The following is an 11,396-nucleotide window of genomic DNA, read 5'->3' on the forward strand; positions in this document are numbered from 1 at the left end:
CGATGCGTACTGGCCGGAGGGCCTTCAGGTCGACCAAGGCGGCCCCATGGCTCTCTCCTCCTCGCTGCGCTGGCGGGACCGCTCGGCCCGCTTCAGCGCCTGGGGTTCGAGGTATTCACGTCGACAGACGCGCTCCTGGGCTTCGCGCGGCGACGCAACGCGGCTGCATCGGGCGCGATCCCGACACAGTGAACGACATCTGAGGATCGCAACGGCCATAAGTCCAAGCGCGCTCTCCGACACGCGGCCACCCGGCTCTTCGCGCGCTCGGTGGAGCCACCTTGTGACCGCAGACGAGGAATGCGTTGACGAAAGCCCGGCCATCCGCACGGATGGGAAAGGCAGCCGAGTCCGGTAGCGGCTTCGTGCATTCTCGCCACGGAAGGCGAGTTGAACGTCTCGACTCCGCTCGTGGATGACAAGGGAGTCGACCTCGTCTTTCACCATCCTGGAAGGAGAGGGTGAAGACGACCGTCTTCGCCGGGAGGTTCGACCGCAGCCCCCTGAGGTCGCCCGCCGCATCGTCGAGCACCCCGCCGAGTGAGGGGCAACCGACCGCAATCGAAACGGAACCGGCGCCAAGCCTCCGTCGGCCGCCGGTGGGCGGCTGACGGAGCGTCGACTGCGTGGGGTGTGCCGCTCAGTTCGTGAGGAAGGCACCTTCGCGGCAGGCGCAGCAGACGAAGACATAGCCCAGCCGGCCGCCGAGGTTCATCGCGGCCTGCGCGGAGATTCCCTCCTCCAGGTGTGCCGCGAACTCCATCGTGCCGGTGCAGGAGGGGCATGTGGGCAGTCGGTCGTCCTCGAGGTAGGAGGGGCTGCCTCCGAGTGACCCGAGCACTTCGCGTTGCCTCCCGAATCGTTCTTCGGGCGCCCGTTTCCACCCCGAGCGGGCGAGGTCGTACGCGTCGGGCGCGACTTCGTCGTCATCGCCGTCATCGCCGTCCTCCGCGGGGTCGAGCGTCACGACGTGGGTGCGGATGGCCGAGGCGGCGGGCAGCAGCGTGACGCCCGTCGCGGGCACCTCGACCGGCCGCAGTTCCTCCCGGGGGAACAGATGGACCCGGTTCCCGCCGGACGTCGCGTCCCAGAACTCGCACGCGCCGGGATCGTTCTGGCACACGAACACCGACAGAACGCCGTACTCGACGGGAAGATGGGCGAAGAACTGCAGCGGCCCGCCGCAAAAGGACCCGCATATGGGCCAGCTGAATCCCGCAGGAGCCAGCGGCACTCCCCCGGTCCGCAGGACGCCGGAATCGGCCGGTACGGTGCCGTCGTAGATCATCAGAGTGGACTGCATGGTGAGAGGCTACGGCCGAAAACGTCTTGCACCACGGCCGAGAACCCATCGTGACCTCCACACCACCGCACAGGTTGGACAACCCGCTGTCCCGATCCCGCATCTGCCAGGCATGATCACGCAGATGCGCCGGGGCATCGGGACCAGGTGCTAGCGTTGCGTCGATTCGCATGTAGCCGACGAGGGGTTGCGTGGACCGCTGTGCCGGGGGAGTCGGCAAAAGCCATCGCGCGCCACCTTCCGGCCGCAGCACCCGGGCTCTCGCCAAAGACGTCACACTCGGGGGTCTGGTGGACTCGCGTATGTGGTCGGCACCGTCGCCCACGACCTCGGCCCGGACGGCCCCGGACCAGCGTGCGTCCCCACCGAACTCGTCGAGGGATCGAGCCTCGGCGACATCCCGTACCCGGACGCAGGTTCGGGTCGTCCGAGGCCGTCGAGGTGGGCAGGCCATCGGCCGAGGCCCTGGGCCATACACGCCGCCGGGGTGGCCCACGGAGACCTCCAACCGGGCAACATCGTTCTCGGCGACAACGGCGCGCCACGGATCATCGGCCTGGTACGCCGAGGCCGCCGACACGCCGCGCACACCCGGGCACTGCCCCCCGGCACCGGGACCAGAGCGGGCGGTCGGTGCCGTACGAGTCGTGCTTCGAGGCAGATTCAGCATCGGCGGTCAATGGCGCCGGGTCGGCTTCGGCGTCGCCTCAAGCGCCGAGGGGGGTGACCGCACCCCGTGACCGAAGCAAGCTTCCTGCCCGACGGCCTCGAACTCCTCTCGCCGGACCCGATCGGGGAAGGCCACCAGGGGGTCGTCTACGCTGCCGTCCACCGGCGGAGCGGGACCCGCGTGGCGCTCAAGACGCTGTTCGACCTCCACGGCGTCGACGTCCACCGCGACCTCATGCACGAAGTCAGGCTGGGAAAGCGCGTGCAGCCGTCCCCCCACGTGGTCCGTACGCTGGGCTACTACGCAGCGCTGGGCCCCCGTCTGCCGTTCGCCGTCACCGAGCTGATCACAGGCCGCCACCTGCGCGAACTTGTCGCAGAAGGCCGTAGGTTCACCCCCAGGGAAGTCACGGAGCTGGGCAAACAGGCCGCCGCGGGTCTGGCGAAGATCCACGACGCGGGCATCCACCACAACGACTTGCACGGCGGAAACATGCTCCTCGGCGAGGACGGCGTCCTCAGGATCATGGACTTCGGACAGGCAACCGCGGTCGACCCCGACCTTTCCCCGCGTCGGCGCGCCCACGGGGTGGCATACGACGTCGGGGGTCTGGGCGATGCGCTCGCCGAAATGTTGTGCGGCCCCATCACTGCGGAAGAACGGGTGCACGAGCTGGCTGTTCCGGGTGCCTACCGCAGGCTTGCGCTGGACGCCGGAGCCGGCTCCGAATTGGCTGGTCTCATCGGCGATCTGGCACACGGGGACCACCGAAAGCATCTGACTGCGCACGAGGCCCACGCCCGCCTCGGGGAGATCGCTGCCGTCGCGCGCTGCGCCGAACGTGCGGCGCGAGGAGCGTTGCCGGCCCGCCGGGTTCTTCCCGCACTCGGGAAGGAGGCCGGACCGGCCGGCGCCAAAGTGGACCGGTCGCGCGGCATGGGGCATCACGGCCCGGACGCCGCACCAACCCCCGTGAACGGATACTCCCGGGTCGGCGGAGCCCGGCGTTCCGGAGGCAACAGCATCCGGCCGAACGAGCCGGGCGGCGGTCGGACACTGTGACGCGGTGCGCCCCGCCGCCGCCCACGATGCGGGGTTCGCGTTCCGCGCCGTCGCAGCCGGCAGCGCGTACGGCGACCAGGACGGCTTCCGGTGTGAACTCGCCGACGCCGGACTGCCGTTCGTGATGGCGTTGAGGCCGCGGCACGGGACCTGGGCACGCCCCGACCAGGCCCACACCCCCGTCGACGCCGCCCGCGTCCCGACCTGGAGCGGATCGCGGAATCCCGGCGACTGGCGCGCGGTGATCCGCACCTTCCGCGACAGACACACCGAGACCTGGTGGGCCGCCTACGCGACACTCGGGTGGTGGGGCCCGGACGGCACGACCCGACTGGTGGTGGCCACCACCGACCCGGCGACGCGAACGCCGTACTCGACGGGAGATGGGCGAAGAACTGCAGCGGCCCGCCGCAAAAGGAGCCGCATACGGGCCAGATGAATCCCGCAGGAGCCAGCGGCACACCCGGTCCGCGCGACGCCCGAGTCGGCAGGTGCGGTGCCGTCGTGGATCATCGAGTGGACTGCATGGTGAGAGGCTACGGCCGAAGACGTCTTGCACCACGGCCGAGAACCCATCGTGACCTCCACACCACTCCGGCTTCACCGCCCGATGTGTCACCCCTGGGTCGACACATCGCATCCGGACTTGCCCCCGGAGGGCAACTTGCTTGCCTCCGGCGAGCAATATCCGTCCGCGCCCCAAGTTGTCGAAGGTTCCATTGCCCAGCCCCTTCCCGGCCGCCCGGGGCAGGCCGCCCAACCGTCGGTATTCGGGAGACCGTTCAGGGGCGCGGCACGAGCCGGGCATGCGGTCGCGGTCGGGGGCCGCCTTTCCCGCCTGCCAGGGTCACTGCCGATGGGCCGACCCGGCCCCGACGGAGGCGTTACGCGGGAGCCGTCGGCACCGGCTGGACCGACCGCGAACGCACCACCCTGGCCGAGCTGTTGCGCGTCGCCACCGGCTGCCCCTTACACCCGTCTCCGCCCCACCACTTCCGGAAGCAGGCGGGGCGAAGGCACTGGCCCCGACTTATCGGTAGGCCTGGCCGTGCCGCCCCGCCCCGAAAGCGCCGCAGACAGCCTGTGGTGTCTACGCGCCGTCCGGGGCACCGCCCCCGCCCGCTTTTGGTTGCAGACCGAGGCGTTCCAGGGCACAAGCCGGCCCCTCGTCACAGTCGACGACAAAGCGGCCCGCCAATTCCTCCTGCGCGACGGAGCACTCGACCTCACGAGCGGGAAGGATCGGAACCACGATCCGTCGTGAGCACATCGGTTTGTACCGGCCTGAGCATGTAGCCGTGTACGCCGACACCATTGCGTTTGCGCGCTCGTGCCGGGGCCGGTCGTTCCCGCCCCCGTGCGAGGAATCACAACCGAGTGCGTCGTTCGAATCTCTGTTCCCGGTCCCGTCAGCGGTTGATCAGCCACCAGGTGATCCAGCCCCCGACGGCAGTGCCGGCTCCGGTCGCGGCACCGCGCGCGGCGTTCGCCGCGAGGGACCGGCTTGCGCGGACCATCCGCGTCCGAAAGCGGGCTCGTCGGGCGGCGGGCGCGGGGGTGGGTGTGGTGTCGTCCATGGTCGTCTCCCGAGTCGTCGCACCCCTTGCGGCGCGGGGTGGTGTCGACCTTCACGAAGCCCGTTCGGGATTTCTTCGGCGACCACTCCCCTGGGTCGTCCGGGTGTCTACGCTGGTGGCCCCGTCGGTGCGGGGATTTCGGAATCGATTCGATCCGAAGTGGGTCGAACCGGGGGGGCGTGGATGGGCGGCGAGGGCGGCGCGGGCGAGCGGTTCGCGCTGCGGTTGCGGGAGTTGTATGAGCAGGCGGGCTCGCCCGGCTACGACCGACTCGTCCGTCATGGCGCGGCCCAGCGGCCGGCGGTGGAGTTGAGTCCGTCGTCGTTGAGCGGCTGGTTCTCGGGTGTCTCGGTCCCCTCCGATCCGCACAGATTGCGGTGCGTGGTGGAGTTGCTGGAGCGTCTGGCGACCGAACGCGGTCCCGTTCGCCGTTCGTTGTCCGCCCGGGTGTGGGAGGAGCGGCGGTTGGAGGCGGTGCGCGAACGCCGCCCGCGTGGTCGTCCCCGCCGTGGCCACGCCGACCCCGGCCCGGTCGGGGACCGCGACGAGGAGGGGTGTGCGGGGCGTCCGATCGGCGGGTTCACGGATCCGTACGCGTTGGAGGTCCACCGGGCGATCGCGGCGCCCGAACACGCCCGCGAGGACTTGCCGGAGTTGCCGGTGTATGTGTCGCGGGCCCACGACGAGCGGTTGCGGATGGCGGTAGCGCGAGCGGTGGGGGGTTCGGGCTCGCTGGTGTCGTTGGTGGCGGCGTCCTCCACGGGCAAGACTCGGGCCTGCTGGGAGGCGATCCGGCGACTGCCCGCGGATTGGCGGTTGTGGCATCCGATCGACCCCGGCCGCCCTGACGCCGCCCTGGCGGATTTGCCGCGGGTGGGTCCGCGCACGGTGGTGTGGCTGAACGAGGCCCAGTTCTACCTGCTGACCGCCGACGACACCGGAGAAGAGGTCGCGGCCGGTCTGCGCGAATTGCTGCGGGATCCCGCACGGGGCCCGGTATTGGTGCTGGCGACGCTGTGGCCGGAGTACTGGACCGCGTTGACCGGGCCCGGTGACGAACATGCCCAGGCACGGGCGTTGTTGATGGGCTCCGACGTAAGCGTGCCGGCCGCGTTCGCCGGGGTCGATCTGGAGGCGTTGCGCGTGGCCGCCACCGCGGACCCGCGCCTGGCCAAGGCCATGGCCGAGGGCCGTGACGGGGCGGTCGCCCAGTATCTGGCGGGTGCTCCGGCCCTGTTGGCCCGCTTCCGCAATGCCTCCGCGCCGCTGCGGGTGGTGATCGAGGCCGCGATGGACGCGCGGCGCCTGGGCCACGGCCCCAGCGTGCCTTGGAGTTTTCTGGAGGCGGCGGCGGAGGACTACCTCACCGACGACGAGTGGAACGAGCACGCCGTGGCGGGATGGTTCGAGAACGCCATGGCCGCCGCCACGGCCCGCTGCCCGGGCGCCGCCGTCGCGCCCCTGACCCGAATGCGCCCCATCCATCGCGAACGTGTCGACCGCGCTCCGGTCTATCGCCTGGCGGACGTCCTGGAACAACACGGCCGCCGCACCCGCGGCGCACTGTGTCCCTCCTCGGCGTTCTGGGAGGCCGCGCTCGAGCACGCACACGGTCCCATGGACCGGCACCGGCTCGCGGACGCGGCGCGGGCCCGAATGCGTCTGGACCACGCGAAAGCGTTGCTGGGCGCGGTGGTATCCGACACGGGCGACGCCGTGGCACTGGATCAACTGGCCATCCTGCACGAGAAGGCGGGGGATCGTGCAGGGGCCGAGCGCCTGCTCCACACGGTTGCCGAGGGAAATTCTCACGCGTTGGCCCGACTGGCCACGCTGCGCGAGGAGGCGGGCGACCACGCGGAAGCCGGACGACTGATACGCGCCGCCGCCGAGGCCGGCCACCCCGACGCGCTGGGCGAGATGATCGAGAGATGCGATTCGGCGGGCGACCATGAGGAGGCCGAACGCCTGATGCGCGCCGCCTTCAACGCTGGCAACCCGCAGGCCGCGCACTGGCTGATCGACCGGCGTATGAGGCCGGCGGGTGATCTTGCGGGCGCCGAACGGCTCGCCCTGACCGCCGCCGCAGCAGGACACCCATACCTGCTGCTGGTCGCAGCCCAGGCATACGAGGACGCGGGCGGCCACGCGGACGCCGAACGCGTCGCCCAAGCCGCTGCCGAAACCGGCTATCCCGCAGTCCTGACGTGGCTGGGCAGCCACCGCGAGAACAGTGGAAAGCACGAGGACGCCCAACGATTTCTGCAAACGGCTGCCGCCGCAGGTCACCCCGAAGCGCTATGGCGATTGGCACTCCTGCGCGAACAGGCAGGTGAGCACACCGACGCCGAGCGACTCGTCCACGCCGCGGCTGCCGCCGGCAACCGCCGCGCGCTCAAGGACCTGGCCTTGCTGCGCGAACAAGCAGGTGATCATGTCGGCGCCGAGCGACTTGCCCACGCCGCCGACGAACTGGCGCGCGCCCGGGCGATCCCAGAGTTGGTGGACTTGCGCCGGCGTGCCGGCGATCGCTCCGGCGCCGAGCGGCTGCTGCACGCGGCCGCCGCCCTCGGTAACGGCGACGCGCTGTGCGAATTGACCAAACTGCGCGAACGTGCGGGCGACCCGGCTGGTGCCGAACGGCTGGCCTACGCCGCCGCCGACGCCGGGACCTTCCTCGCCCTGGTGTGGCTGACCAGGGCGCGGCACAGCGCGGGAGACCATGCGGGTGCCGAACGGCTGGCCTACGCCGCTGCCGAGGCCGGCGACGCCGATGTGTTGGGGCAACTGGCGAAGATGCGTGACGAGTTGGGGGACCGTGCAGGTGCCGAACGGCTGGCCTACGCTGCGGCATGCGCCGGCGCGACCCACGCACTGGAGCAGTTGGCCATGCTGCGCGAAGCCGCGGGGGACCATGCGGCTTCCGAAAGACTCGCCCGCGCCGCCGCCGATGCCGGAAACCACCACGCCCTGCGGAGAGTCGTCGAACTGCGCGAAGGAGCGGCCGGTGGTCCGCTGACAGACCTGATGCGTCATGGTCTCGGCGAGTGAGAAGCCGATTTCGGTGCTGCTTGGGTCGTGGGCCGCCGGGGCCTCGTCGGCTCGGAGTTGGGGCTCGGTGTGCCGGCGTCCACGGCCCGATCGTCGTCCGGATGCTCACGCCTGCATGGCCATAGTCGCCGACCACGTATCTGCCTTGCACCCGGAGCACAAGCCTTGCATCCACGGCAAGGTCCCCACACGTGGCGTCGGCGCGCGATGACAGTGAGGCCATCGTCCGAAGTCCCCGCTTGCTGCTCGCGAACGCCGATACGCTCGAAGTCCCCGGGCTTCCACGGCGAATGCAGGACCCGGTCCGCGTCGCGTCGAGCAGCGGACCGGAGATGGCGGGGGCGGGCTCGGAGTCGAACTCCACCGGGGCAGTCGGCAGGACCGGGAGACCGATGAGGAAGGTCGGAACATGGGTCGCAAGGGTCGGGTTCGGGCGAGTGGCGTTCCTGCGGCACGGTCGGGGGCAGAAGCGCCCTCGTTTCCGCGGGGGGTGGTGATTCGGGAACGCCTCGAGGTGATTGGCGGCCGGGTGTTTCCCGCGACCTGCCGGTTCGACTTCGACGGTGCGCCGATGGAGGTCGACGTCGCCAAGTCGCTGTGGGCCCTGGGGCACGGGCTGATCCCGGTTCGCGGTGAACGCACGATGGCCGCCGTCGTGTTGATGTGCCTGGATCAACAGTCCATGTCGCTGCCCGGCGAGGACACCGTGCCCGCCGATGTCGACCAGGTCCTCGGCGTTGCGCGGCGTTTGGTGGCCGTCGGCGCTGTCGGTCACGACGACGAGCTCGGCGGGTACCTGGTTCCCCGCTACGATCTCCCGGCCGCTTTCAGGAAGTAGGCCCTGCTTCGCCGCCTTCCCGTGTTAGCGCCAAGGCATTACCCGAGGTGCTCTGACCAGGGGTTCTTGCCCGGTCATCCGACAGGCCCCTTGCTGCTATTGCTAAACGTCGACCGCACCTACGGACGTTGGTCCAGCGTCGGCTACCGATCGGTGGCGTATCTCCCGAGGGTCGTTCGACCACGCGGAAAGCGAGTCTTCGCAGCATCTTTGCCACTCACGATTCGGTCAGGAGGTCGTATCCGGGGTGGGTCACGGCCGGTGCCTCGCCTCCGCCGAGCAAAAGCTCACCGCGAGCGCGACGTGTCCGCCCGGCACACCACCGTGCACCTCGGGATGCCCGACTTCCGAACCAGCGCAGGCCGTCTCACCTCAGACCCGGCCAGCGACTACTGAGGTTTGATGCATGATGTCGCTGGTCGAAGTCTCGAACTGCGAAGACGAGGGTTCGCCGCGCGCGGCATCATGCGAAGATCACCAGTAACGGCTCTCCCGGATGGGTCGTGCGGCGTCTTGGCCTGGCTCCTGAGGGAAGCCCCGCTTCGCGGAGCTGCGCTAGTAGTAGCCCTTCGTGCCGTCGAGTAGCTCCCGGACGATGTCCGCGTGCCCTGCGTGTCGCCCCGTCTCCTCGACGAGGTGAATCAGTATCCAGCGGAGGTTGGCGCTGCCGTCGCGGAAGTCGGGGTGGCGGCCGGCGTCGTCCAGGTCGGCTGCGGCAACGATCTCGTTGCTGCGGGTGCACTGGGCCTCGTACTCCGCGAGGAGCTCTGCGAGGGGGCGACCGTCGGTGTGCCAGTCGGCGTTCTTGCTTGACTCGTCGAATGCGGGGTTCTGCTTCTTGTCACCGCCGAGGAACAGCACTTCCAGCCATATGTGCTCGGTCCAGCGCATGTGGGAGATGAGACCGGCCATCGTCATGTCCGGTGAGGTCGGGATGACCGGGCGGCGCGCGTCCTCGTCGCTCAGCCCTTCGCATTTCCAGCGCAGGATCTGCCGCTGCAGGTCCAGCCAGCCGACGAGCGCGGTGCGTTCGTCGGCTTGGAGCGGGGGGCGTTTCAGTTCCGATGACATGGCGGCGCACGCTACCAGGGCGGTCGGGAGGGGGCACCTGGGTGACGGGCTCGTCCGCGATTTACTGGTGATCTTCGAATGATGCCGCGGGGCGCGCCATCGTCTTCGCACTTCAAGGCGGCCACCCAGCGACATCGCCCAGCAGCACCACAAGGGGCTTCCGCGACACGCCCGACGAGCTGCGGAGCCCAACTTTCCTATAGTCGCGTTCCGTTACGGATCCCGAGGAATCGGCAACTCTTTGTTGTGCTCGGCTAGTTCGGATGAGACCAACTCGGCGCGCTCGGCCTGGTCCTCAACGCCATGGTCATGTTAAACACCGGCCGCCACCCTCGTGCAGTGGTTCGTCTCCGGAGCGATCACCAAGGTTTCGTAGGAGGGCGAAGGCGGTGGAGGCGGTGCGGTGGCAAGGCACCCTTGTCACCGCACCGCCTCGGATGTCCGGGTCTTGTCCGACCCGAATTCCCTACACGGGCTTGGCGGTGTCGTCGATGTAGGTGATGGAGCCGCCACCGCGGTCGCTGGGCGCGGACATGGCGTACCAGCGGTCGTGGAACGGGTGGCCCGCCTTAACCGGACGGCCGACGATCGCGCGCCGCCCGTCCTCCGAGGTGGTGTCGATGCGGTCGATCTCGATAACGCAGCGCACGACGCCCTTGTGGACGACGACGGCGAACTTCTCGCGGTCGGCCTGCTCGCCGAGGGGCCAACAACCGCGGGCAGCCTCGTAGACCTCCTCCGGCGTCATCCCCTCGACCCATCCAGTGTGCTTACGGTCGAGCCCGTCGTTCGCCTTGGCCTGCTGCCAGGACTTGATGTTGATCTGGATCATGTACTGCCCCTCCGGTTGGTACACGGACCGGGTCACGGAACCTCTACGCCTCCCGGCCCTCGGCGAGGATCGGGTGTCGGCGCGAGCATCCATCTCAGACGGACGAACGCCGAGATGCCGACGGTTCCAGCCGGTATATCCGGCACCGATCGTGACCCACCGGCGCTGGCCGGTGTGTCGGTGGACCTGCATTTCCGCGCCCCGCACGACATGCAGGGCGACACCGGTTACTCCTTGGTGAGCAACCATTTTCTCGCCCAGGTCCTCGCGCAGGACCTCGCGGCCCGCGCGATCAGCGGCGCACAGGCCGCGATCCTGATGTACCTGGTCAGCACCCAGGACGAGTCGTTCGCGCCGATGACCCAGCACCGTTCCCGGCCGATCCTCACCCGCCGGACCGGGTTGCGGGTCGGGTGGTCGACGAGCTTGCGCAGGCTCCAGTGCGTGAACGGGCGCCCCAGGGCGACCGGGCGGGTGGTGGCCGTCGCGATGACGAACTCGCGTTCGTCATCACTGATCAGGCGGGGACGGCCTCCCGCCCACCGAGGGTCCAGCGCGGCCAGGCCCTTCTCGTTGAACGCGTGGATCACGTCCCGGACGGTGTCCTCGTGCGCGGCGACCAGCCGCGCGATCGCCGGCACCGGTGTCCCCGACGCCGACGCCATGACGATCAACGCCCGACGCACCCGCACCGACTCGTGACGGCCTCTCCGGACGATCCGCTGCAGTTTCTGCCCCTCTTCATCGGTCAACCGCCGTGCTCTGACCGGCTCTGCCATCTGTGACCTCATCCTCGACACCGACCACCATGCCGTCACAGAGCGAGGCCGGCAGGCCCACCGCCGCGACTGCCGACCAGCGTGTCACCAAACCCGGCGAACGTTCGTGGTCAACGCACTAGTGTGATGCGCCAGAAATCCTGAGGGTTAGTTCTGCTCTGTTTTCTGGCCGGTGGTTCCGACTTTGGTGAGGTAGTCGGCGAGGGAGTTGAG

The 11,396-nt window shown here is 69.6% G+C and carries 8 protein-coding genes and 1 pseudogene; 4 read left to right on the forward strand and 5 right to left on the reverse strand.

Annotation, left to right across the window (positions count from 1 at the left end; genetic code table 11):
* Nucleotides 1-640: 640 nt before the first annotated feature.
* Nucleotides 641-1,303: a hypothetical protein gene (locus ACIRL2_RS49995; RefSeq protein ID WP_402242214.1), complete on the reverse strand. Its 663-nt coding sequence runs from the start codon at nt 1,301-1,303 to the stop codon at nt 641-643.
* A gap of 736 nt (nt 1,304-2,039) precedes the next feature.
* On the opposite strand from ACIRL2_RS49995, the gene ACIRL2_RS50000 reads away from it, so the two are divergent.
* Both ACIRL2_RS50000 and ACIRL2_RS50005 read left to right on the forward strand, forming a co-directional pair.
* Complete coding sequence (locus ACIRL2_RS50000) at nt 2,040-3,035, forward strand: protein kinase (protein WP_402242217.1); 996 nt, start codon at nt 2,040-2,042, stop codon at nt 3,033-3,035.
* A 4-nt stretch (nt 3,036-3,039) separates the two neighbouring features.
* Entirely contained in the window at nt 3,040-3,474 is a 435-nt protein-coding gene (locus ACIRL2_RS50005; RefSeq protein WP_402242218.1) for a hypothetical protein, read from the forward strand.
* A 970-nt stretch (nt 3,475-4,444) separates the two neighbouring features.
* On the opposite strand, the gene ACIRL2_RS50010 is transcribed toward ACIRL2_RS50005, so the two are convergent.
* Complete coding sequence (locus tag ACIRL2_RS50010; RefSeq protein ID WP_395874415.1) at nt 4,445-4,612, reverse strand: hypothetical protein; 168 nt, start codon at nt 4,610-4,612, stop codon at nt 4,445-4,447.
* 183 nt (nt 4,613-4,795) lie between these two features.
* On the opposite strand from ACIRL2_RS50010, the gene ACIRL2_RS50015 reads away from it, so the two are divergent.
* Both ACIRL2_RS50015 and ACIRL2_RS50020 read left to right on the forward strand, forming a co-directional pair.
* Nucleotides 4,796-7,663, forward strand: coding sequence for a transcriptional regulator (locus tag ACIRL2_RS50015; RefSeq protein WP_402242221.1), 2,868 nt, complete (start codon nt 4,796-4,798; stop codon nt 7,661-7,663).
* Between the two features lie 490 nt (nt 7,664-8,153).
* A complete protein-coding gene (locus ACIRL2_RS50020; RefSeq protein WP_402242224.1) occupies nt 8,154-8,501 on the forward strand; it encodes a hypothetical protein in 348 nt (115 codons plus the stop codon).
* A 555-nt stretch (nt 8,502-9,056) separates the two neighbouring features.
* Here the strand turns inward: ACIRL2_RS50020 and ACIRL2_RS50025 are convergent.
* The 3 genes and pseudogenes from ACIRL2_RS50025 to ACIRL2_RS50035 form a co-directional block, all read right to left on the reverse strand.
* Nucleotides 9,057-9,572 (reverse strand): DinB family protein, encoded by a 516-nt coding sequence (locus ACIRL2_RS50025; protein WP_395874409.1) that lies wholly within the window; start codon nt 9,570-9,572, stop codon nt 9,057-9,059.
* A 466-nt stretch (nt 9,573-10,038) separates the two neighbouring features.
* Nucleotides 10,039-10,404, reverse strand: coding sequence for a hypothetical protein (locus ACIRL2_RS50030; RefSeq protein ID WP_402242227.1), 366 nt, complete (start codon nt 10,402-10,404; stop codon nt 10,039-10,041).
* A 365-nt stretch (nt 10,405-10,769) separates the two neighbouring features.
* A pseudogene (locus tag ACIRL2_RS50035) lies at nt 10,770-11,183 on the reverse strand (helix-turn-helix domain-containing protein); the annotation flags it as partial.
* Nucleotides 11,184-11,396: the final 213 nt, after the last annotated feature.

This window comes from Embleya sp. NPDC127516 (assembly GCF_044765325.1).
Taxonomy (GTDB): Bacteria; Actinomycetota; Actinomycetes; order Streptomycetales; family Streptomycetaceae; genus Embleya.

Bases quoted from the DNA above. Each gene is read 5' to 3' on its own strand.
- ACIRL2_RS49995 (WP_402242214.1), bottom strand. From the start codon at position 1,303: ATGCAGTCCACTCTGATGATCTACGACGGCACCGTACCGGCCGATTCC.
- ACIRL2_RS50010 (WP_395874415.1), bottom strand. From the start codon at position 4,612: ATGGACGACACCACACCCACCCCCGCGCCCGCCGCCCGACGAGCCCGC.
- ACIRL2_RS50015 (WP_402242221.1), top strand. From the start codon at position 4,796: ATGGGCGGCGAGGGCGGCGCGGGCGAGCGGTTCGCGCTGCGGTTGCGG.
- ACIRL2_RS50025 (WP_395874409.1), bottom strand. From the start codon at position 9,572: ATGTCATCGGAACTGAAACGCCCCCCGCTCCAAGCCGACGAACGCACC.
- ACIRL2_RS50030 (WP_402242227.1), bottom strand. From the start codon at position 10,404: ATGATCCAGATCAACATCAAGTCCTGGCAGCAGGCCAAGGCGAACGAC.